The following is a 22,348-nucleotide window of genomic DNA, read 5'->3' on the forward strand; positions in this document are numbered from 1 at the left end:
GCTTGTTACTCCATCATTTTTTCAATTGGCATAACTAAAATAGAGTTGGCACCAAGGGCTTTAAGTTGCTCCATGGTTTCCCAAAATAGGGTTTCGCTACTCACCATGTGTAGGGCAACATATTCATCATTACCTGCAAGGGCAAGTAAGGTAGGTTGGCCAGCGCCAGGTAAAATTTCACAAATTTCATCAAGCTTATCTTTTGGTGCGTGTAGCATAATGTATTTGCTTTCTTTAGCTTGCTTAACACCACGTAAACGCGGCATTAGCTTATTTATGAGTGCCAATTTTTCAGTATCTTGTAGTTGAGTGTTTTGGATTAAACAGGCATTTGACTCTAAAATAGTGTCGCCTTGCATTAAGCCATTTGCTTCAAGTGTTGCGCCAGTAGAGACTAAATCACAAATAGCATCGGCAAGTCCTGCTCGTGGGGCTACTTCCACTGAACCTGTCAACATTACTGTGCTGGCGTTAATGCCTTCTCGTTTTAAGTATTGGCTTAAAATTTCTGGGTAAGTGGTCGCAATACGTTTGCCTTCAAACCAGCTCTTGTCTTGTTTACCAAGTTCTTGTGGCCATGCAAGTGCTAAACGACAGTAACCAAAGTCAAGTTTAGCAAGCTTTGTAACTTCACTTGGTACACCTTGGCGCTCTCTTTCTGCTTGCACTTCTACTAGTACGTTTTCGCCAACAATACCTAAATCACATACACCATCCATAACTAATCCTGGAATATCGTCATCGCGCACACGTAATACGTCAATAGGCATGTTGGTTGAGTGTGCTATGAGGCGCTGCTCACGAAGGTTGAGTTTTACACCCAGTTGTTTAAGCAGATCTTGACAATCTTTAGATAGGCGGCCACCTTTTTGGATGGCGATACGAAGACGATTACTATTATTCATTACTCATTTTCCTTTAATTTAAAAACTAAAAACCCCGAGGGAAACCTCAGGGCGAAAATGAATCTTGGTATGTTGATTCGCCAGAGGTTTCCTTTTAGGAACAACCTCTCAGCGAAAGACCTGACAGGTTATTCCGATGAATGATGGTGGTGATGTACAACTGTCAGTGAATTAAGCATTTTTTATCCTATTTGGCTAATCGTTATTGTGTTAACGCTTAGCTGCAATCTGTTTAATAAATTTCGCATTTATAAAAACACATTAACCGACAGCATGGCAAGAAAAATTTTCTTTAATTAAAGAATATCTTATAACTGCCGATAATAGTTAACATATTGCTTTATTTATCAACAGTCTTATAGTGATTAAATAACGCGCAACCTGCTGGAGTCACACATGGATATAATGCTCCCCTATTTAGGGCCTATTACCCGTTTAGCGCTTGAATCTAAAGGTGCTTTTCATATTGCAGGGGTGCAACAAAGCGCTAGGGCGAAGCAAGTTGAACTTGAAGAGCGCAAAAAGAAAGAGATAGAAAAACAAAAAAAAGCATCGTTAGACCAAAAAAAATCGAGCAATAGCAACGCAGAAGATGACGACAAGCCTCACTTAGATACTTGGGCTTAGATTAATAAAAGCAAACCTCCCACTGCGTGTTAAAAATTCTTCTCAATGTAGAGGGGGACTGATTAATAACGGCATTACTTGCTCTTGGCTCTAGGCTTACGTAAAATCCCGCTATTATTTTTTACAAAGTGATTGGTATTATCAAACAGCTGTTTAGTGCGACCGGGCCTTTGGCTTTATCAATAGATGGATACACACCACGCCAGCCTCAAATCGATATGGCAGTGGCAGTTGATGATGCATTACAAACCCGAGCTCAACTTGTTGTTGAGGCAGGTACTGGCACAGGTAAAACCTTTGCCTATTTAGCCCCCGCACTTAAATCTAAAGGTAAAACAGTTATCTCAACCGGTTCTAAAGCACTGCAAGAGCAGCTTTATCACCGCGATTTACCCGTATTAGTAAAAGCCTTAGGTGCAGCGAAAAAAACGGCCTTGTTAAAAGGGCGTGCCAATTACTTGTGTACGTATCGACTAACTCAGCATGTGGCACACGTACCCACAGACGACCCTGATGTTATGCATCAGCTTGCTATGGTTGCAAAGTTTGCCAGTGAGACCCACAGCGGTGATCTTGCCGATTGCATTGGTATTGAAGAAGACGCCAAAGTGCTACCTTATGTAAGCTCAACCGCTGATAATTGCTTAGGCAAAGAATGCCCTGACTTTCAAGAATGCTATATTCGCAAAGCACGTTTAAAAGCGGCTGATGCCGATGTTGTGGTAATTAATCACCATTTATTTTTTGCCGATATGGCGGTAAAAGAATCAGGTTTTGCAGAGCTGATGCCTAATGCTGATGCCTACATATTTGATGAAGCTCACCAATTAAGCGAAATTGCCAGCGACTATTTTGGCGAAACCATGAGCACCAAAAAGCTGGTGGATTTAATTAACGATTTGCGCGCTATTTACCGCGCTGAAATTCCCGATATGCTGCAATTAGGCAAAAGTTTAAATAAACTGGAAACCAGTGTCGCTGATTTAAGGCTGCAGTTTGGAGTTGATGGTAGCCGAGGCGATTGGCGCGAAAAGCTCAGCAATAAGCTTATTTGCTCGGCATTACACCGCGTAATTAGTGATTTAGAGTTTGTGTATCAGGTTTTAAAGTTATGCTTAGAGCGCAGCGATAAAATAGAACATCCGTTTGAACGTGTATTGGCTTTTAAAGGCCAGTTAGAACGCGTATTCGATACCGCCCAGACAGGGTTTAGTTACTGGTATGAAACCACGAGGCGCTATTTAACAATCAATATAACGCCATTAAACGTATCGGCAAAATTTGCATTGATGATGAAAGAATCTGGTGCGGGGTTTGTATTTACCTCCGCCACGTTATCGGTCGACAATGAACTGAGCCACTTTAATGCAAGCCTTGGCTTAAAGCCAAAGCAAAGTATGATGGTTGATAGCCCGTTTGATTATGCCAATCAGGCGTTGCTGTGCTTACCTCGTTATTTACCTCAATCGCATGAAGATAATATGCCCCATGCTATTGTAAAACTGACTTTAGAGCTCATAAAGTCGGCTAAGGGGCGCTGTTTTGTGTTATTTACCAGTTACCGTATGATGCATTTAGTGGCTGAGGGCTTAACGACGCAAATGGACTACCCAGTTTATATGCAAGGGCAAATGTCTAAACGCATTATATTAGAAAAATTTACTCGCCATGGTAATGCGGTATTACTGGGGACCGCGTCATTTTGGGAAGGGGTTGATGTACGAGGCAGTACCTTAAGCTGTGTTATTATTGATAAGCTACCGTTTGCTGCCCCTGATGACCCTTTACTACAAGCTAAAATGCAAGATTGTCAAATGCAAGGCAAAGACCCGTTTGCACATATTCAATTACCCCAAGCAGTGATTGCATTAAAGCAGGGGGTAGGTCGCTTAATAAGAGACAACAAAGATAAAGGCGTGCTAGTGATTTGCGATAATCGCTTAGTTACACGCCAATACGGACAAGTATTTTTAAAGAGTTTACCGCCAATGCGCCGTACACGAAGCTTAGAAGATGCCAATACATTTTTAAAACATATTAATTGAGTACAAAAATGATCAAAAGTAATATTCTCGCCCTAGACGCTTCTACTGAGGCATTATCAATTGTTTTGCATTATCAGGGTAAAACATTTCATCATTTTGAAGAGTGTCCACAGCAACATAGTCAAAAAATACTGCCACTTATTGATGAGTTACTTGGTAAAGCCGGCTGTAAATTAAAAGATTTAGACGTAATAGGATTTGGCCAAGGTCCTGGAAGTTTCACCGGCGTTCGTATTAGCGTAGCCATTGCCCAAGGTCTTGCGTATTCAACTAATTTACCATTAGTTGGGGTATCTACTTTAGCAGTCATGGCACAGCAGGCATTAGAACAGTTTGGTGCTGACGTAGTTTATTCTAGTATTGATGCGCGTATGGGAGAAATATATTTTGCTCAGTACCACGCAAAAGATGGATTGATGACACTTAAAGGCGAAGAACGAGTATTCAAACCTGAATTGTTAGATGCAACCTTGATAGATATAAACATCGATGCTGCAGGGGTAGGAACTGGGTTTAAAAGTTACCCTGACGCATTAACAGCATTTAATAATGTAACCATACAGCCAGCAATAACCTTACCGGATGCACACTATATGCTGGCCCTAGTAGAGGCGCAGTATCTTGCTGGTAAGGGTGTAAAAGCCAGTGATGCACAACCAAAGTATGTGCGTGACACGGTAACATGGAAAAAATTACCGGGCCGTGAATAAACAAACACGGTTGTTTGCAAATTAAGCGATTTTAAATCATAATTTAATTATGTTGTTGGTTGGAGAAGCGCTGTGTCGCTACCTATAAGTTCTGGTTTTTTTACAGGTGATATACCTGCTAAGGTGCGTTCTACTTCGGTAGTTCCGGCGCAGCCTGAACGAGTACTAGAGCAAGCCAAACCACAAAAAACTAATACCGATTATGTCAAAAGCAGCCCAGAAGGGCTTGAACTTGCAAAAGAGTTTACAAAAGCGAACAGCAAAGACACCCAATACAGCCAAACTATTTACGATCAACCCAGTGCCCAAGTAAGCAAAGCGATTTCGACTTATACTGAGTTTGCTAATTTAGAGCGAAGAGCTGAAGTTCAAAGTTTAATTGGTGTTGATATATACGCCTAGTTAAAACCTGATAAAAATCAGCAAATAAAAAAGCCCGAATGAATCATTCGGGCTTTTTATTTTCATTACTGAGATTATTTTTCTATATAACCAATCAATTTTTTAGCTATATCGGTATTATTTTGAGAGCCAACAAAGTCATCGCTATTTTTGCCATAAGCAAATACTTGTACATCAGACGCTGTGTGACCGCCCGTTGTCCAGCCAGTAAAACTTAAGTCATTAATAATGCTTTTAACGGCCAAGTTTAGGGTTTTCTCACCCATAGCTTTGGCTTGCTTAAGTTTAATTTCGTTTTCAGCTGTAAATTCAATACTGGTATTAGCCTGCCAAACCGTTTTAAGGTTATCTGACTCCATTAATAAATTAGTCAACGTACCTGCAGTGGCTTTAACACCTTTGATGATATCTGTTTCCCATTTATATTGGCCATGTGCACCAATAGTTAAACCGCCTGTTGAGTGATCAGCTGTGATCACCAAAATAGTGTCTGGGTTGTTATCTACATAAGCTTTAGCCGTTTCGATTGATTTAGCAAAATCGTCCATTTCAGCCATTGCACAAGCAATATCATTCGCGTGGCCACACCAATCAATTTGGCTGCCTTCTATCATCACAAAAAAGCCTTTATCATTTTGCCCATCAAGCAAATCAAACGCTTTAGCAGTTAATTGCTTTAATCTTGTTGGGTTTTCATCAAGAGCAAACGGCAAGCCTTTAGGTGCATATAAACCTATAGCAGGCACTTGAGTTATTTGACCAAGGTTTTGAATATCATCGCCGTATTGATAACCAGCTTGTTTAAACTCGTCAACTAAGTTTCTGTCATCACGAATAAAGTACTGAGTACCACCGCCTAACATTAAATCAACTGGTAATTTACCTGCAATTTTATTGTCAATGTAGTCATTGGCAATATCATCATAGTTTCTTCTTGATTCATTATGTGCGGCAAAGCTTGCTGGTGTTGCATGGTTTATTTGTGAAGTCGCCACTAATGCTGTTGTCATTCCTTGCTCTTTTGCAATTTCTAGCATTGTTTTAACTGGTTTTTTAGCTGTATCAACCGCAATTGCGCCATTATAACTTTTATGACCGCTACTTAGTGCTGTTGCACCCGCTGCGCTGTCGGTTACGTACGTATGGTCGTCAGGATAAGTATGTGCCATACCTTTTAGCATGGTATCGAAAACGGTGATTTCTATTTCTTTTGTTGTTGGGTCGTCTTTGTAGTATCGATAAGCGGTTGTGAAAGCGGGACCCATGCCATCACCAATCATATAAATAACATTTTTAGGCGCTGTTTGAGCGAAAGCTCCTGTTGTTGTACATAAAAGCGCTAATAATCCGAACTGTTTTTTCATTGTGTGTACCCTTTAAGTGTACTTATTTTAATAGCGATTATTATTGTATACTGATGACGAGATAAATAAATGAATATGTACATGAAATCTAAAAATTTAAGTATGTTTTCTATTCGCTCGGTTCTATTATTTGTTTATTATCTCTTGTATGTTATTGCCATAACCAAATAAAAAATAGAGGTTTGCATTGCAACCACTTTCTGTCAAAGCTAATGACTTAGATATACATGGCCTTAAATTTGGAGACGGTGAAGAGATTGTTATCGCGCTTCATGGTTGGTTAGATAACAGTGCCAGTTTTGCGCCTATGCTTACTAATGTACCCTCAAATCAAACATGGTATTGTATTGATTTTGCAGGGCATGGTCTGTCATCTTGGCGAAGCACGCAAGCTCACTATTATTTCATAGATTATGTAGATGATGTTTACGCCTTCATTAATGCGCTTAATATAAAAAAAGTACATTTGGTAGGGCATTCAATGGGGGCGATGGTCGCGGGTTTATTTGCAAGTTGTTTCAGCGAATATGTTAAATCCGTTTCTTTTATTGAAGGAATAGGTTGCGTTACAACCCAAGCAGATGAAGTCGCTTCGCAGCTAAGAAGTGCCATACTTAACCGAGCACGGATAACCACTAAAAAACCGAGGATATACACGTCAAAGCAGCAAATTTATCAAGCACGTTCAAAAACAACAGATTTAAATGATGAACTAATTGCGCTGTTAATGGACAGAAACATAAAACAAATGCACAGTGGGTTTGAGTTAACGACTGACCCTAAGCTTAAAAATCACTCAGGTTTTCGATTTGATGAAGCGCAATGTATTGGTGCAATAAAAGAATTAATTGCACCATGTCAATTAATATTAGGTGATAAAGGTTATCCATTTGTAAAACAAAACTTAGATAAGTATAGTAATTATTACAATAACTTGAGAGTATTAGAAGTGCCTGGCGGGCATCACTGCCATATGCAAAGCAGTGGGCTATGTTTTGAACACATTCAAGCATTTATGCTGCAAAGTAGTGCATGTTAATTGTATATTAGCGATAAATGTGGGATTATCTCTAGATTAGAGTATTTGCTCAATTGTGAAAGTGCCTTACTTAGATTAAGGTTAATAAAAATATAATTATAAACAGGGGCTAAGAGTGGAAAAAATCTGGCTTAAGCGCTACCCAGAAGGTATGCCTGAAACAATCGATCCTGAGCACTACAACTCGTTACTCGAAGTGTTTGAAAAAAGTTTTAATGAATACAAAAATTTACCTGCATTTACAAATATGGGTAAAACATTGTCTTACAACGATATAGATGCTGCAACAAAACGCGTTGCCGCCTATATTCAAAACGATTTAGGGTTAAAAAAAGGCGATAAAGTCGCTGTGATGATGCCTAACTTGTTGCAAACCCCTATTGCTATCTTAGGTATTTTACGTGCAGGGTGCGTGGTGGTTAACGTTAACCCACTTTACACCGTACGCGAGCTAGAGCACCAGTTGAAAGACTCTGAAACATCAGCAATATTTATACTGGCTAACTTTGCTGTCACGCTTGAAAAAGCGCTGCCTAACACCGACGTGAAACACATTGTGGTTACACAAGTGGGTGACATGATGGGCGGCCTTAAAAAGCATTTAGTTAATTTTGTAGTTAAGCATTTCAAAAAAATGGTGCCGAACTACACGTTGCCAAACACGATTAACTTCTGCGATTTATTAAAAGCAGATCCAAACGGTTACAAACGCCCAGACGTAAACCTAAGCGACTTAGCTTTTTTACAGTACACTGGTGGAACTACCGGTGTGTCAAAAGGCGCTATGTTAAGCCATGGCAATATGGTGGGTAACCTTGAGCAAGTATCTGGTTGTTTAGATAACGTGCTTGACCGTGGTAGTGAAGTGGTTATTACTGCACTTCCGCTTTATCATATATTTGCATTAACGGCGAACTGTTTAGCATTTATGAAATATGGTGGCTTAAACGTTTTAATTACTAATCCACGTGATATGCCAGGGTTTGTAAAAGAGCTTAGTCAGCATAAATTTACTGCTATTACAGGTGTTAATACTCTATTTAATGGCTTATTAAATACTCCGGGTTTCTCTGAACTTGACTTTAGTCACCTTAAAATGTCATTGGGTGGCGGTATGGCTGTTCAACGTCCTGTTGCAGAAAAATGGCAGAAGGTCACTAACAGCAAGTTAATGGAAGGCTATGGCCTGACAGAATGTTCGCCATTAGTTACAATTAGCCCGTACGATTTAGAGGCTTATAATGGCTCTATTGGTTTACCTGCACCAAGTACAGATATTAAATTAATGCTTGATAATGGTGAAGAAGCGGCTAAAGGTGAGCCAGGTGAATTGTGGGTTAAAGGCCCGCAAGTAATGCTTGGTTATTATAACCGCCCAGATGCAACCGCCGAATGTTTAAAAGATGGCTGGTTTGCAACAGGTGATATTGCGACATACGATGATGAAGGCTTCTTCTATATTGTTGACCGTAAAAAAGACATGATTATTGTTTCAGGCTTTAATGTATTCCCAAATGAGATTGAAGAAGTGGTTGCGATGCACGAAGGTGTATTAGAAGTTGCCGCAATTGGTATTCCTCATGACATTAGCGGTGAACAAGTTAAAGTTTTTGTTGTGAAAAAAGACCCTTCTTTAACTGAAAAAGATATAATAAAACATTGTCGTGATAATTTAACTAATTATAAGGTTCCTAAACTCGTTGAGTTTAAGGATGAGTTACCCAAAACTAACGTGGGTAAAATTCTCAGAAGAGCCTTAAAAGATTAGCAACTATAAAAAAGCCGACATTTGTCGGCTTTTTTATTGTAGGAGACTCAGTGCACTACCAATTGATCCAAACCCAAAATGAGCTAAATACGTTTGTAGAACAAATAAAAAACAAACCCATTCTTGCTATTGATACCGAGTTTATGCGCCGCCGTACTTTGTATCCCGAAGTTGCACTAATTCAAGTTTATGATGGCGAACACTTAGCTCTTATCGACCCGCTTGCAGAGCTTTCCTTGTTTGATTTTTGGCAAATACTTAAAGATCCGAACGTGCTAAAAGTACTTCATTCTCCCTCAGAAGATATTGAAGTTTTTCAAAAGTATGCGGGGTTTGTTCCCTATCCCTTATTCGATACCCAGTTTGCACTTCAACTACTAGGTGAAGGTAACTGCATGGGATTTGCCCTAATGGTAAAAACCTTATTGAATATTGACATTGATAAAAGTGAATCACGTACTAATTGGTTACAACGACCTCTTACTCAAAAACAGCTTGAATACGCCGCGGCTGATACGTTTCATTTACTGCCTTGTTTTGAGTTAATTATAGACAGCATTAAAGCGGCGGATTTATTCGATATCGTTATTAATGAAAGTGAATTAGTGGCAAACAAGCGTGCTTTTCAAACACCAGATGAACTGCTTTATAAAGAAATTAAAAATGCATGGCAGCTTAAGCCGCATGAGTTAGCGGTACTTAAAGAGTTAGCCGTGTGGCGAAGAAATAAAGCAATTCGTAAAAATCTCGCGCTTAATTTTGTTCTTAAAGAGCACAATATGACAGAAATCGCTAAGCGAGGCCCGTCAAGTTTAAATGCTCTAAGACAAATTCCCGGTGTCGAGCCCATTGAAGTAAACCGTTCTGGAGTGGAAATTTTAAAGTGTATTGAGCAAGCTAAAGCTGTTCCAGCTGAGCAGCATCCACAGGTACTAAAACGCTTAATTGATTTTCCTACTTACAAAAAAGTAGCAAAAGAAATTAAACAAAAAATTACTAAAGTAGCTAAAGAGCACAATATACCTGAAGACGTTATGGCCTCTAAAAAGCAAGTGAATCAGCTTATAAGTTGGAACTGGAAGTTAACTGATGAGCAAAAATCAAAGCACATAAAGCCAGATTTACTGAGCTCATGGCGATATGATTTTGTTAAAGATACGCTTAAAGAGTGGGATAATTAAAGTCTAATAGGCGAATTACAAACAAATAAAAAGGGCGCTTAGCGCCCTTATTTTTTATTTCTTTTCTTCGTCAGGTAATGTGACATTGAGCTCTAGAACGGCTAAGTCGTCTTCATTTTGATCAAACTGAACTTGAACTGCATCAGCGCCTACATTTACGTACTTACGAATGACATCTAATATATCTTGCTTTAATTGTGGCAAGTAATCAGGTGTGCCTCGCTGAGAACGTTCGTGCGCGACAATGATCTGCAATCGCTCTTTTGCTAATGACGCACTGTTTTTCTTTTCTGAGCGGAAGTAGTCAAGTAAAGACACATTAACCTCCAAATATCCGTTTGAATAAACCCTTTTTCTCTACATCTAAAAATCTAAATTCAACTGTTTCGCCTAATAAACGACTGATCGCATCAGCATAAGCTTGGCCTGCGTCTGATTCGCTATCAAGAATAACGGGTTGTCCAGAGTTTGATGCACTAAGTACTGCTTGAGATTCAGGAATGACACCTAGCAAGTCGATGGCTAGAATGTCCTGGATATCTTCAACAGATAGCATTTCACCTTTTGATACACGATCTGGATTATAGCGTGTTATTAGCAAATGCTCTTTAATGTTTTCCAAACCTTCTTCGGCGCGTTTAGATTTACTGTGTAAAATACCTAGTATACGGTCAGAGTCTCGTACAGACGATACTTCTGGGTTGGTAGTTACAATCGCTTCATCAGCGAAGTACATGGCCATCATGGCACCGGCTTCAATACCCGCTGGAGAATCACAGACTATGTAGTCAAAGTCTTCTTTTAACTCGTTTAGAACACGTTCAACGCCTTCACGTGTCAACGCGTCTTTATCGCGTGTTTGCGATGCAGGAAGTAAAAATAACTTCTCTACACGTTTGTCTTTTATAAGTGCTTGGTTAAGGTTGGCTTCACCATTGATCACATTGACAAAGTCATACACTACGCGACGTTCACAACCCATAATAAGGTCTAAGTTTCGTAGGCCGATATCAAAATCGATGATAACAGTCTTATAGCCTTTTAATGCTAAGCCTGTACCAATTGCTGCGCTTGATGTTGTTTTACCAACACCCCCTTTACCCGAGGTAACGACAATTATTTTTGCCATGAGATTTATCCTTTAACCAAAGCTGAAATTTCTAAAGATTCATTTTTTTGTTGTATTTGAACTGCGTTACCCCAGTGTTCACCTTGCAGTGAGTCACTGATCCAGTAATTACCATTGATTGAAACGAGTTCTGCTTCTAATTTATTACAAAAAATGTATGCGTTTTCGAGCCCTTTTGCACCGGCAATTGCACGGCCGCGTAGGGTTCCATAAATATGTACATTGCCATCAGCAATTACTTCTGCACCATGGCTTACTGCGCCTAACACCACCAAATCGCGGTCTTTGGCATAAACTTGTTGGCCTGAGCGAACCGCACCATTAATAATTTGTGCTGGTAAATATACGGTTTTTTCAACCACTGACGTATTAGGCTCTACTCTTGCGGGTTCAGTCTTAACGTCTTGTGAATAGTTTAAAACAGACAAACCAGCAGCTTTCGCTTGTTTGTGCTGCTCATCAGAACCATTACATACACCCACAGCATTAAAACTCATTCGTTCGATGAGTGATTTTAAGTGAACAAAATCAATAGGATTATTTTTTACTTCAATTAAATTGACAACAATGGGGGCACCCTCAAAGAATTTTGGGGCTTGGGCTATCTTTATATACAGTTGTTCTGCTAAAAGGGGGATATCAGTACTATAAAGATGTAAAACTGATAAGGTAAAAAGATTGCCCTTTAGCTCAAAAATTTGGTCCGACATAGATGCTCAACTGGATTGTCTGATTAGTGTGAAATTTTTATATAAACCTAGGCTGAACAAGGCGTTTATTGTAGTTTTCACTCTAATTTTTATAACTTATTATTATTGCCATGTTATAGTGTGTAGCACTGTTAAGCAAGATTTTATAGGGCCATAATGCTAACTGCGGTATATAAAAGTAAGAAAAAAGCAGATACTTTCTTATTTATTGAAAAAAGAGACGATTTTAGTAAAGTTCCGGAACCTTTAATGACCATGTTTGGTCAACCACAGTATGTGATGATCATTAACTTAGCTAAGCGTACTCAATTAGGCGTAGCGGATTTAGACACTTTAAAACAGTCGCTTAGCGACCAAGGCTATTATTTACAAATTCCGCCACCAGAGGAAAACTTGCTAAGTCAATTAAGAAAACAAAATGGAGCAGATAGTGATTAAAAAATTAGCAGTTGTATTGTGTGGTATCTGTTTAAGCTCATCGGTGATGGCAAAAACCCAAGCTGAGTTTCAACAATACCTTACTAATTTAAAGCAAGAGGCAATAGCTAAAGGCTACGACACTCAGTTAATTGAGCAAGCATTTGCTAGCGCTGCTTACAAAGAAAAAGTGATTTCTGCCGATAAAAATCAGCCAGAAGTAAAAGAAACACTCGAAACATATTTACCAAAACGTGTGCCGCAATGGAAAATTGATCGTGCGCGTAAATTGTATAAAGAAAATCAAGACGTTTTAGAGAAGGTCGCAAAAGACTTTGGTGTTCAAGCACGCTTTATAGTGGCTATTTGGGGCTTAGAAAGTAACTTTGGTGCTATTCAAGGTGGCCACAACGTGATTTCTTCATTGGTAACACTGGCATTTGATGGACGCCGTGAAGCGTTATACAAACGCCAATTGTGGGCAGCACTGGATATATTAAAGTCGGGGCATATCACGCTTGATAAATTTAAAGGCTCATGGGCAGGGGCAATGGGGCAAACTCAATTTATGCCAACCTCGTTTAATGCCTATGCTGTAGATTACAACAATGATGGCCGCAAAGATATTTGGACAACAAAAGAAGATGCGTTTGCCTCTATTGCTAATTATTTAAAGCAAGAGGGCTGGAATGACAACTTAACCTGGGGTCGCCAAGTTCAATTACCTGCTGATTTTGATAAACAATATATCTTAAAGCGCGGTACTAAAACACGTAAGCAATGGCTTGAATATTGGAACAATTCAGAGCGTTCACTCGCTGATTGGCAAGCATTGGGGGTTCGTCGTGCTGATGGCAGCGACTTACCTAATGTTGCTGTAGATGCTGCATTAGTGATGCCTGATGATGTAAACGGGCGCATGTATTTAGCATACGATAACTACAAGGTATTTATGCATTGGAATCGGTCATATTACTTTGCAACTAGTGTGGGCTATTTGTCAGACAGAATTGCTTACCCAAAAATTTAAATAAAGCAAATAACTAAAAAGCCGCAAATTGCGGCTTTTTTGTGAGTGACCTATTGACTAAATTTCTTTTTTAAATATTTTATCTTTTAGGTCAATGACTTTACCAATCCCTGACCCTAGCTTCATTAGCTTGTTAAGCTGCTCCGGGGTTAAACGTTGTAATTCTGACGACCATTTAGTCACTGTTTCAAGTAGGTTATGGATTTCGCCCATTTGCTTTTGAGCATAAATTTCATCGTCGTTACTTGCTTCGTCCAGTAAATTATCTCTAAGTAAGCTCAGTGTAGGCTCAACTTCACGTTTTTTACGTTCTTCAAATACACGATTTGCCATATCCCAAATATCGCCTGCAGGGGCATAGTACTCTTTTCGATCCCCTGGGATATGCATTACTTTGATCAGCTGCCAAGATTGTAACTCTTTAATTCCCATGCTGACGTTGCCGCGCGAGATACTCAGTGCCTCGGCAATTTGGTTTGCTGTCATGGGGTCTTTAGTAATAATCAATAATCCACACATTTGGCCAATGGTGCGGTTAAATCCCCAGCGGCTGCCCATCTCACCACAATGCATTACAAAGGCAAAGTTTTTTTCTGATAATGTCATTGTTACAAGTTTCAAAAATAAATGAAATCTATGCTAGCACGCTGGTTAAGTATGGCAAGACTTAAGCTGGGATAAAAAACTACGTTTTACGACTAATGATTGATATAGATTAATATTTAAGCATTTATAGTGAGGTATGTTGCGGGTATGCAACATGACATTGTTGTTTAACACCCATGTTAAATAGCATAATTTTTTATAAACGATGGAATGACTATGAAAGCAGCAATTAATACAGAATACAAAGGCAAGTTAGCGATCACCGATTTACCTATCCCAGAAGTAGGTCCTAACGATGTGCTGGTAAAAATAGCCGCTTGTGGTGTGTGTCACACCGATTTACATGCGTGTCATGGTGATTGGCCAGTAAAACCAAAAATGCCTTTAGTACCTGGACATGAAGGTGTAGGCGTAATAGAAAAACTAGGCAGTAATATTAAGCACTTAGAAGTGGGCGATCGAGTAGGCGTACCATGGCTTTACAGTGCGTGTGGCCATTGTGAGTTTTGTTTAGATGGACGCGAAACCCTTTGTTTATCGCAACATAACACTGGTTACTCTATTGACGGTGGGTATGCAGAATATTGTTTAGCACATGGTGACTACATCATCAAAATACCAGAAGGCTTAGGTTTTGCTGAAGCTGCCCCGTTATTTTGTGCCGGTGTAACAACGTATAAAGCATTAAAAGTGTCTGGCGCTAAACCAGGTCAATGGGTTGCAATTGTGGGTGTGGGTGGTTTAGGGCACTTAGCAGTGCAATATGCAAAAGCAATGGGCTTTAATGTTATTGCGGTAGATACTGGTAAAGAGAAAATGGCGCTAGCTAAAGAGTTAGGTGCTGATATTACACTTGATTTTAAAGAAGTGGTGCCCAGTGAAGCTATTTTTGAGCAAGTAGGTGGCGCGCATGCTGTTGTTTGTACCGCAGTATCAAAACCAGGGTTTGAACAAGCATATAAAAGTGTTCGCCGTGGGGGCAAATGTGTGTTAGTTGGTTTACCACCAGAGGATATGCCACTGCCAATCTTTGATACTGTACTGAATGGTGTATCAGTAGTAGGTTCTATTGTAGGTACGCGTAAAGATTTACAAGAATGCCTTGAATTTGCCGCACAAGGTAAAGTAAAAGCCATCATTGAAGAGAAAAAACTTGAAGATATTAATGAAATTTTTGATGACATGCTTAAAGGTGAAATAAACGGCCGCATAGTTGTTACAATTTAATTTAATAAAATATGAATGCGCACAAACCAACTCGGTTTGTGCGCTTTTATTTAACTATAGCGTATAGCTAAAGCTTAGCTTTGCATTACGTTCTTCACCTGGCATTCCGCCTAAAAACATGGCTTTAGAATAGTATTTTTTATTAAACAGGTTATTAATGTTTAATTGCATCTGCCAGTTGTCTGCTTTATAGCTAACCGCAGCATCATATACGGTATAAGCCGGTACGTAGCCATTATCAATACCAAATGAACTTGAGTTAGTACTACGCTTATCAACAAATGTTAAGCCTGCGCTTAAATCTATTGCGTGCGGTAATTCAAACAACGCTGCTGAATATGTTACCCATGAACTAGCTGTTACATAAGGCCCCCCTTTTTGACGAGTATCATAGCTGTCACGATTTGGGTTGGTTTTATCGCGGGCGTCTTGATAAACACCGTTGATATTAACTTTCCATTGATCGTTCAAATAAGCATTTAAATCAATCTCTACACCTTTTGTTTGTTCTTCACCATCAAAGAAGCTCTCTACTACATTAGGTGCTGACACGCCGGCTTCATAAAGAGGGTTGGCATATTCTAAATTAGTACGCGCACTTTCAAATACCACAATTGATGCCAGTAATTGGTCATCAAATGCTTTAAAACGAAATCCTAAATCATTACTAACTGATTCTGAGTCGTCTCTATCGGCTTCATTGCCTGCAACAGAGCCAAGAACACTGTAAGCTGTGCGCCCTTTAGAGTGATTTAAAAACAAAGCCATATCAGCGTTTACTTGATAAGTAGCACCTAGGTTATACGTTAAACCACTGTCTGAGGTATTTGCTTCTGGCGTTGGATTTGCGCGGCTTTGACTATAACGAGGGTCAACACCAAAGTGCTCGTAACTTTGTTTAATACGATTATGAGCAACACCAATACGAGTAGTGATCTTATCGTTAATGTAAGCAACATGTTGAAGGCCTACGCCCCATGCTTGTACTTTTTTATTGTAATCACTGGTTTTAAGCGGATCATAATCAGCAAATTCATCCGCAGGCCAATTTGGCTGGCGTATATCAAAAATATACGGTAGTGCACCTTGATAAATCACTTCACCGTCTTTGTTTTTAATAACCTTATCGGCATCATAAATGGAGTATTGTTTAAAACGAATATCTCGGTCTTCGTAGTTGGCATTAACCAGTAATTCGTTTTCTATATTACCGAGCATAAAGTCATAACGTAAATCTAAAAAGTATTGCCATGATTTCTCATCTGCTTCTACTTGGCGATATTCTTGGCGTCTGGCCGCAAATGGGTGTAATACATTATCAACAACTAACGGTGCGCGTGGATCTTGGTTAATTACACCACGTCGGTTCCAATACACATAATTATAAGCACCTGTTTGGCGAGCAAAGCTAGAGGTGTAATTACGGTACTGTAGCTGTTGATTTAAAAATAAATCATCACTAATGTAATAATTATGCGCTAATTTGAAACGCAGCTCTTCACCTTCGTTATCCTTTGCCATCGGTGATATTATGCCATTGGTACCAAAGTTAAAGGGTGTTAAACCATCATTGCTTGCTAAAGAGTTAGCTAGTTCATTTCGTTGTACTTCACTCAATTGTAAGCCACTTGCTGTAGGGTCATTAACTAAATCGGCGCCTGATACTTCTCCTGCAGTTAAACCGTTAACCGATTCACTGTTAAAAATACGAATAGGGTGGCCAATAGAATCCACTGCAATAGCATCTTTAATATATGCCCCAGACAATACAAAAGATTGCTGGTCATTAAGCACATATTTTAAAGACGAGTAAATTTCATCGCGCTGCTCTTTTAAATCACGAAAGCCATCGCTAGAGGCGGTTTTGGCCATTACCCGATAAGCTAAATCATCGGTTATTGCATTGGTGCTATCGAGTGCTAGTGAATAACTATCCCACTGACCGATATCCATTTCTAGCGTATGTTGCTCGTTAAATTGGGGTTTCTTTTCAATGAGATTGATCACACCACCGGCACTACCCATACCATATAAGCCAGTTGCAGGGCCCTTTAACACTTCGATCGATTCAACATTGGTTAAAGAACGAGTAGGGTTAAATGTATTGCCTAAGCCTGCGCCGCCATACATGCCATCATAAGTGTAATTAGCGCCCAAGCCACGAATAACTAAGTTATCACCAATGCCATAGTTATTCCCCGCTTGAGTTAAGCCACTCACATTGCGGATCACATCCTGAAGACTATCAATACCTTGTGATTCAATCAGCGCTTTATCAACAATGACCACGGGTGCAGGGGTTTCCATAAGTGACATATCTGATTTAGTGGCTAAACCTGAACTCATCACCACTCGGTTTTGTTGCTCGTAAACGCTAATTCTTTCAATATCTGAATTAACTTGTGACTCGCTTGCTATTGCTAAATTTGCGTTTAAACACGCCAAAGACAGAAGAGAATATTGAAACCTTTTCATAAACTGATAACCATTCGCATTTGTTAATTTGTGCGAATGATAATGGTTATCATTTTAAATTTAAATAAAAAGTTCATTTTTTTTGTTATTTATGAGTTGTTTGCTTGCTTATTGAGCATGGCGTTCTAAAAACAAGTAAATTAAAGTCGTTAACGGGATATAGCACGAGTAAGTTGGCCTAACTAAGAGAGAATTTTAATAAAGTATTGACGATTAAATGGGCAGTTTAGCTACATTGGCTAAAAGATTGTTAAGGTTGAGCTAAGCTCAACCTTATAAAGATGTATTGGGTTTACTGCTTGTAAACGACACCGGCTTTCATTACAAAAGGAATACGCTCTAGCGTAGAAATGTTTTTCAGTGGATTCGCGTCTACCGCTATAATATCAGCTGCAAAACCGGTTTTAATTTGACCCAGCTGTTTATCAGCCTTTAATAATTTAGCACCGTTAATGGTTGCGGCTTGAATTGCTTGTAATTCACTCATACCAAATTCAACCATACGGGAAAACTGTTTAGCATTATCACCATGCGGATAAATAGCTGCGTCGGTACCAAACACCATATTGACACCCGCCTCAACAGCGCGTTTAAAACTATCGCGTTGTTTTTTTGATACAAGGCGTTCTTTATTTAGGTTTTCTTCATCAACGCCATTTTGCTCACCAAAGCTCAGCGTATATTCGGTATTATAAATATCCATCGATAACCAAGTGCCGTACTCTTTTGCAAGCGCAATCGCTTCATCGTCTAAAAAGCTAGCATGCTCAACACTATCTACACCGGCTTTAATGGCCGTTTTAATGCCGTTAGTTCCATGTGCGTGAGCGGCAACAGGTAATTCACGCATGTGTGCTTCATCAACTATTGCTTTCATTTCTTCAAAGGCGTATTGCTGTATGCCTACTTTTGTTCCTTTAGAAAATACCCCACCCGTGGCGCAGAGTTTGATTGCATTGGCGCCATATTTAATATTTTCACGCACTTTAATACGCACAGCCCACGGGCCATCCGCAACGCCGGTGGCAGTATATTTCATCTCTGGAGGTAAGCGATTATTATCGCAGTGCCCACCAGTAATGCTCAATGAAGGGCCAGCAGCCCAAATGCGTGGGCCGATAATATCGCCTGCATTAATACCGTCTCGTACCGCAATAACACTGTAGGCTTCAGCACCTAAGTTACGTACTGTGGTAAAGCCTGCTTGTAAGGTTTGCTTAGCAAAATAGCTGGCTTTAATGGCCATACGCGGAACTGATTGGCCTAAACGCTCACTACGAGACACGGTTGGATCGCTGGTTAAATGCACATGCATGTCCATTAATCCTGGCATTAGGGTGAGTGTGGGTAGGTTTATTAGTTCATCATTACTGCTAAGCTTGGGCTTTTTATTAAATTGAATTTGGCTTATAACGCCATCCTCTATAGCAATCAACGGATCCGCTTTAAGCTCGCCAGTTTCTACATCAAGCAAAGCTTTGGCTGATATATAGGTTGTGGCTAGTGTACTTGCGCTGGTTAAGCTCAGAAATGCGATTGATGCAGTCAGTAAATGTTTTTTCATGGTTAATCATTATAATTATTTTCATTCATTTGAATGTAGCAACCATAAGCTACTGAGTAAATAATATAGCGACGAACAGCACTCACCTCAATTGCTTTATTTAAGCCATTTAAAACCGCATAATTGGCGGGTAAAAACTAACAAGGGAATTTATGAAAGTTATTAAAATAGCACTGGTTGCCAGTAGCGTTATTTTTGCCTTAAGTGGTTGTATGAGCACCAGCTCGCAATTAAACACAAATCAGTCAGTCGCAACTGTCATAAGCGAATTATCAGCCGAGCAGCAATTAGATGTGCTCGTTGCTCAGTACTACGACGAATCATTGGATTTTAATCCATTAAGCGCTACTTATAATGGCCGCCATGAATTTGATGATCAATTTTTGCCTGAGATATCGCAGCTTAATCGCGATAAAAAAGCCGCATTTTATAAAAAATATCAACAACGCTTAACGCTCATTGATCAATCCCAACTCACCGGTCAGGCGCTGCTCAACTTTGAAGTGTTATCGCGCGATTTAGCTCTTAAACTTGAGGGTATGCAATATAAAGATTATTTGTTACCGATAAATCAAATGTCGGGTGCGCATAATACCTTCGCCGGATTTGGTTCAGGGCAAAGTGCTCAGCCTTTTAATACCGTTGCTGACTACGAAAAATTTATCAAGCGTGCCGAAGGTTTCGTTAAATGGCTTGCAAGTGTTGAACAATCGATGGCGCAAGGTGTTAAACAAGGTGTGGTCTTGCCTATGCCATTAGCAAAAAAATTACTCCCGCAATTTAAAGTGCATGTTGTTACTAACGCTGAAGATTCTCTTTTTTACTCGCCTATTAAAGCCATTCCCGATTCATTTTCAGCTGATGAAAAGCAACAGCTAAAAGCGCAGTATAAAACACTGATTTTAGATAAATTAGTACCTGCTTATCAGCGTATGAGCGACTTTTTAGCCAACAATTACATACCTCATGCTCGCGATTCTGTTGGTTATGCTGATTTACCTAACGGTAAAGCGTGGTACGAATACCAAATAAAGAAAAACACCACGTTAAGCTTATCTGCTGATGAAATTCATGAGATTGGCTTAAGTGAAGTGGCTCGAATTTTAAGTGAAATGAAAACGGTTAAAAACACTGTTGGATTTGAAGGCGATTTATCGGCCTTTTTTAATCACTTACGCGACTCAGATGAGTTTTATTACAAAACGGCTGATGAGTTAATTGCCGCCTATGAACAAATTAAAGCAAAAATAGACGCTCGCTTACCAAAGCTATTTAATATTGAGCCTAAGGCACCTTATGTTGTAAAAGCTGTTGAAGCCTATCGAGCCCAATCGGCTGCGGGAGCGTCGTATGCGGGGCCCGCTCCTGATGGCTCGCGCCCAGGCATATTTTATATCAATACTTATAACTTAAAAGCACAACCTAAGTTTTTACTCGAAACGCTGTCTATTCATGAAGCCGCTCCAGGTCATCACTTTCAAATTGCACTGCAACAAGAAGTGGAAAGCCTTCCCGATTTTCGTAAATTTGGCGGCTACACGGTGTTTGCTGAGGGCTGGGCATTATACGCAGAAAGCTTAGGCAAAGAGCTTGGCTTATTTACCGACCCGTACATGTGGTACGGGCGTCTTAACGATGAGCAGCTAAGAGCTATGCGTTTAGTGCTTGATACAGGCTTTCATGCTAAAGGTTGGACACGTCAACAAGGTATTGACTACATGTTAGCAAACTCCTCAATGGCAAAAAGTGATGTTATTGCTGAAGTGGAGCGTTATATTGCATGGCCAGGGCAAGCATTATCGTACAAATTGGGCGAGTTTAAAATTAAACAGCTCAGAGATTTCGCCCACCAGCAATTAGGTGAGCAATTTGATATTAAAGCGTTTCATACGCAAATATTAATAGATGGCGCATTACCTATGCCTATTCTTGAGCAAAAAATTAAACGTTGGGTTAAGTCTCAGCAGTAATAAAATCGCGCGAAGCCATACTGTTATTAGGGATTGGCTTTGCGCGCTTTGCTGCAATACGTTAGAATGCGCGCTCTTAAAAGGGGCGAGAACACCATGTTTGATCAACAATTAGCAAATACCCAATTTTGGCTTAGTAAAAGTCTCAATGAAATGAACCAACAAGAATGGGAAGCCATTTGTGATGGATGTGGAAAGTGTTGTTTAAACACCTTTATTGACAGTGAAGACGAAGATGACTTTACTGCCACCGACCAGTTAAGAGAAGGCGAACAACTTATATTCACTAATATTGTTTGCCAATACCTTGATAACAATACCTGTGGCTGTAGTGAATACGAAAACCGCCAAACCTTAGTCCCTTCGTGCGTTAAGCTTACTAAAGAAAACCTAAAAGACATCTTTTTTATGCCACAAAGCTGTAGCTATCGCCGACTTCATGAAGGGCGTGGTTTAGCAACGTGGCATCCGTTACTTAATAACGGCGATAAAACTAAAATGCACGAGCTAAACATTTCTGTTAAAGACAAAACAGTAAAAGATTGTGATGTAAAATTAGAAGATTTTGACTTGTATATTGCCGAGTGGCCAACTAAGGATTGCAACGAGTGAGTAAGCTACAAGCAAGTATTGGTTTAATTAACCCAAAAAGCCCGACCAACGTGGGCGGGGTGTTACGTGCAGCCGGTTGTTATGACGCAAAGCAGGTGTTTTTTACTGGCAACCGTTATCTAAACGCACAAAAGTTTCATACTGATACTAAAAACGTGGTGCAACGTATTCCATTAACCGCCACCGACAATTTAGCTTCAATTAAGCCTCAAGGCGCTAAAGTAGTGGTAATAGAGTTAATAGAAGGTGCTACACCCTTGCCTGAGTTTGCCCACCCTGAGAACGCATTTTATGTATTTGGTCCAGAAGACGGCTCTGTGCCCAAAGATGTTTTAAAATGGTGCGACGAAGTGGTGTATATCCCTACTATTGGCTGTATGAATTTAGCGGCAACCTGTAATGTTGTTCTTTATGACCGACTCTCTAAATTGGGCGGAATTCAAAGCAGTGATGAAACCATTATTTCCTCACGCGATACTAATAATAAAATGAAATGGCAAAAGTGATTTAGATAATAATTACTCAGTATAACGTCATTAAAAATTCAAATTTCTATCCTTTTATGTT

21 protein-coding genes are annotated in these 22,348 nt (G+C 39.7%); 13 read left to right on the forward strand and 8 right to left on the reverse strand.

The annotated features are described in order from the left end of the window. Nucleotides 1-5 precede the first annotated feature (5 nt). On the reverse strand, nucleotides 6-905 hold the full coding sequence (gene hisG / locus AC27JR_RS00635) for an ATP phosphoribosyltransferase (protein ID WP_008112621.1): 900 nt from the start codon (nucleotides 903-905) through the stop codon (nucleotides 6-8). Between the two features lie 396 nt (nucleotides 906-1,301). Between hisG and AC27JR_RS00640 the strand changes: the two genes are divergently transcribed. From AC27JR_RS00640 to AC27JR_RS00655, 4 genes are all read left to right on the forward strand, one after another. Then, complete coding sequence (locus AC27JR_RS00640) at nucleotides 1,302-1,532, forward strand: hypothetical protein (protein WP_487172427.1); 231 nt, start codon at nucleotides 1,302-1,304, stop codon at nucleotides 1,530-1,532. Between the two features lie 128 nt (nucleotides 1,533-1,660). Further along, nucleotides 1,661-3,577, forward strand: coding sequence for a DNA repair helicase YoaA (yoaA, locus tag AC27JR_RS00645; RefSeq protein ID WP_487172428.1), 1,917 nt, complete (start codon nucleotides 1,661-1,663; stop codon nucleotides 3,575-3,577). A gap of 8 nt (nucleotides 3,578-3,585) precedes the next feature. Continuing rightward, nucleotides 3,586-4,287, forward strand: a complete 702-nt coding sequence (gene tsaB, locus AC27JR_RS00650) for a tRNA (adenosine(37)-N6)-threonylcarbamoyltransferase complex dimerization subunit type 1 TsaB (RefSeq protein ID WP_487172429.1) — start codon at nucleotides 3,586-3,588, stop codon at nucleotides 4,285-4,287. 72 nt (nucleotides 4,288-4,359) lie between these two features. Next, complete coding sequence (locus AC27JR_RS00655) at nucleotides 4,360-4,689, forward strand: hypothetical protein (protein WP_076920224.1); 330 nt, start codon at nucleotides 4,360-4,362, stop codon at nucleotides 4,687-4,689. Between the two features lie 74 nt (nucleotides 4,690-4,763). On the opposite strand, the gene AC27JR_RS00660 is transcribed toward AC27JR_RS00655, so the two are convergent. Further along, nucleotides 4,764-6,053, reverse strand: coding sequence for an alkaline phosphatase (locus tag AC27JR_RS00660; protein WP_487172431.1), 1,290 nt, complete (start codon nucleotides 6,051-6,053; stop codon nucleotides 4,764-4,766). Nucleotides 6,054-6,240: 187 nt separating this feature from the next. On the opposite strand from AC27JR_RS00660, the gene AC27JR_RS00665 reads away from it, so the two are divergent. From AC27JR_RS00665 to rnd, 3 genes are all read left to right on the forward strand, one after another. Beyond that, complete coding sequence (locus tag AC27JR_RS00665; protein WP_487172432.1) at nucleotides 6,241-7,092, forward strand: alpha/beta fold hydrolase; 852 nt, start codon at nucleotides 6,241-6,243, stop codon at nucleotides 7,090-7,092. Between the two features lie 115 nt (nucleotides 7,093-7,207). Beyond that, a complete protein-coding gene (fadD, locus tag AC27JR_RS00670) occupies nucleotides 7,208-8,860 on the forward strand; it encodes a long-chain-fatty-acid--CoA ligase FadD (RefSeq protein WP_487172433.1) in 1,653 nt (550 codons plus the stop codon). A 50-nt stretch (nucleotides 8,861-8,910) separates the two neighbouring features. After that, nucleotides 8,911-10,041 carry a ribonuclease D gene (gene rnd / locus AC27JR_RS00675; RefSeq protein ID WP_487172434.1) on the forward strand — a complete coding sequence of 377 codons (1,131 nt, stop codon included), beginning with the start codon at nucleotides 8,911-8,913 and terminating at the stop codon, nucleotides 10,039-10,041. Between the two features lie 54 nt (nucleotides 10,042-10,095). Here rnd and minE read toward each other — a convergent pair whose 3' ends face one another. From minE to minC, 3 genes are read right to left on the reverse strand one after another with little or no spacing between them, the layout of a single operon-like run. After that, entirely contained in the window at nucleotides 10,096-10,359 is a 264-nt protein-coding gene (minE, locus tag AC27JR_RS00680; RefSeq protein ID WP_008111532.1) for a cell division topological specificity factor MinE, read from the reverse strand. Nucleotide 10,360: 1 nt separating this feature from the next. Further along, on the reverse strand, nucleotides 10,361-11,170 hold the full coding sequence (gene minD / locus AC27JR_RS00685; RefSeq protein WP_076920219.1) for a septum site-determining protein MinD: 810 nt from the start codon (nucleotides 11,168-11,170) through the stop codon (nucleotides 10,361-10,363). 5 nt (nucleotides 11,171-11,175) lie between these two features. Beyond that, entirely contained in the window at nucleotides 11,176-11,880 is a 705-nt protein-coding gene (gene minC, locus AC27JR_RS00690; RefSeq protein WP_076920218.1) for a septum site-determining protein MinC, read from the reverse strand. 156 nt (nucleotides 11,881-12,036) lie between these two features. On the opposite strand from minC, the gene AC27JR_RS00695 reads away from it, so the two are divergent. Beyond that, on the forward strand, nucleotides 12,037-12,318 hold the full coding sequence (locus AC27JR_RS00695) for a YcgL domain-containing protein (RefSeq protein ID WP_076920217.1): 282 nt from the start codon (nucleotides 12,037-12,039) through the stop codon (nucleotides 12,316-12,318). Then, nucleotides 12,311-13,327 (forward strand): lytic murein transglycosylase, encoded by a 1,017-nt coding sequence (locus tag AC27JR_RS00700; RefSeq protein WP_131692031.1) that lies wholly within the window; start codon nucleotides 12,311-12,313, stop codon nucleotides 13,325-13,327. Before AC27JR_RS00695 ends, AC27JR_RS00700 begins: the two co-directional genes overlap by 8 nt. Before the next feature lie 57 nt (nucleotides 13,328-13,384). On the opposite strand, the gene AC27JR_RS00705 is transcribed toward AC27JR_RS00700, so the two are convergent. Further along, nucleotides 13,385-13,933 carry a GbsR/MarR family transcriptional regulator gene (locus AC27JR_RS00705; RefSeq protein ID WP_008111522.1) on the reverse strand — a complete coding sequence of 183 codons (549 nt, stop codon included), beginning with the start codon at nucleotides 13,931-13,933 and terminating at the stop codon, nucleotides 13,385-13,387. A 216-nt stretch (nucleotides 13,934-14,149) separates the two neighbouring features. Between AC27JR_RS00705 and adhP the strand changes: the two genes are divergently transcribed. Beyond that, nucleotides 14,150-15,160 (forward strand): alcohol dehydrogenase AdhP, encoded by a 1,011-nt coding sequence (gene adhP / locus AC27JR_RS00710; RefSeq protein WP_054201589.1) that lies wholly within the window; start codon nucleotides 14,150-14,152, stop codon nucleotides 15,158-15,160. 54 nt (nucleotides 15,161-15,214) lie between these two features. Here adhP and AC27JR_RS00715 read toward each other — a convergent pair whose 3' ends face one another. After that, nucleotides 15,215-17,635, reverse strand: coding sequence for a TonB-dependent receptor (locus AC27JR_RS00715; RefSeq protein ID WP_487172435.1), 2,421 nt, complete (start codon nucleotides 17,633-17,635; stop codon nucleotides 15,215-15,217). A 292-nt stretch (nucleotides 17,636-17,927) separates the two neighbouring features. Further along, nucleotides 17,928-19,199, reverse strand: coding sequence for a Xaa-Pro dipeptidase (locus AC27JR_RS00720; RefSeq protein WP_487172436.1), 1,272 nt, complete (start codon nucleotides 19,197-19,199; stop codon nucleotides 17,928-17,930). Between the two features lie 152 nt (nucleotides 19,200-19,351). Here AC27JR_RS00720 and AC27JR_RS00725 point away from each other — a divergent pair, with 152 nt between their 5' ends. The 3 genes from AC27JR_RS00725 to AC27JR_RS00735 all read left to right on the forward strand — a co-directional run bounded on the left by AC27JR_RS00725 (nucleotide 19,352) and on the right by AC27JR_RS00735 (nucleotide 22,287). Beyond that, complete coding sequence (locus tag AC27JR_RS00725) at nucleotides 19,352-21,169, forward strand: DUF885 domain-containing protein (protein WP_487172437.1); 1,818 nt, start codon at nucleotides 19,352-19,354, stop codon at nucleotides 21,167-21,169. 96 nt (nucleotides 21,170-21,265) lie between these two features. Then, entirely contained in the window at nucleotides 21,266-21,781 is a 516-nt protein-coding gene (locus AC27JR_RS00730; RefSeq protein WP_076920211.1) for a YcgN family cysteine cluster protein, read from the forward strand. Beyond that, nucleotides 21,778-22,287: an RNA methyltransferase gene (locus tag AC27JR_RS00735; protein ID WP_487172438.1), complete on the forward strand. Its 510-nt coding sequence runs from the start codon at nucleotides 21,778-21,780 to the stop codon at nucleotides 22,285-22,287. Before AC27JR_RS00730 ends, AC27JR_RS00735 begins: the two co-directional genes overlap by 4 nt. The last annotated feature ends 61 nt before the right edge of the window (nucleotides 22,288-22,348 follow it).

The organism is Pseudoalteromonas sp. NH0006-26 (assembly GCF_057552415.1).

Coding starts and splice junctions, on each gene's coding strand:
- hisG (WP_008112621.1), bottom strand. CDS start 905: ATGAATAATAGTAATCGTCTTCGTATCGCCATCCAAAAAGGTGGCCGC.
- AC27JR_RS00640 (WP_487172427.1), top strand. CDS start 1,302: ATGGATATAATGCTCCCCTATTTAGGGCCTATTACCCGTTTAGCGCTT.
- tsaB (WP_487172429.1), top strand. CDS start 3,586: ATGATCAAAAGTAATATTCTCGCCCTAGACGCTTCTACTGAGGCATTA.
- AC27JR_RS00660 (WP_487172431.1), bottom strand. CDS start 6,053: ATGAAAAAACAGTTCGGATTATTAGCGCTTTTATGTACAACAACAGGA.
- minD (WP_076920219.1), bottom strand. CDS start 11,170: ATGGCAAAAATAATTGTCGTTACCTCGGGTAAAGGGGGTGTTGGTAAA.
- minC (WP_076920218.1), bottom strand. CDS start 11,880: ATGTCGGACCAAATTTTTGAGCTAAAGGGCAATCTTTTTACCTTATCA.
- AC27JR_RS00695 (WP_076920217.1), top strand. CDS start 12,037: ATGCTAACTGCGGTATATAAAAGTAAGAAAAAAGCAGATACTTTCTTA.
- AC27JR_RS00705 (WP_008111522.1), bottom strand. CDS start 13,933: ATGACATTATCAGAAAAAAACTTTGCCTTTGTAATGCATTGTGGTGAG.
- adhP (WP_054201589.1), top strand. CDS start 14,150: ATGAAAGCAGCAATTAATACAGAATACAAAGGCAAGTTAGCGATCACC.
- AC27JR_RS00715 (WP_487172435.1), bottom strand. CDS start 17,635: ATGAAAAGGTTTCAATATTCTCTTCTGTCTTTGGCGTGTTTAAACGCA.
- AC27JR_RS00720 (WP_487172436.1), bottom strand. CDS start 19,199: ATGAAAAAACATTTACTGACTGCATCAATCGCATTTCTGAGCTTAACC.
- AC27JR_RS00725 (WP_487172437.1), top strand. CDS start 19,352: ATGAAAGTTATTAAAATAGCACTGGTTGCCAGTAGCGTTATTTTTGCC.
- AC27JR_RS00730 (WP_076920211.1), top strand. CDS start 21,266: ATGTTTGATCAACAATTAGCAAATACCCAATTTTGGCTTAGTAAAAGT.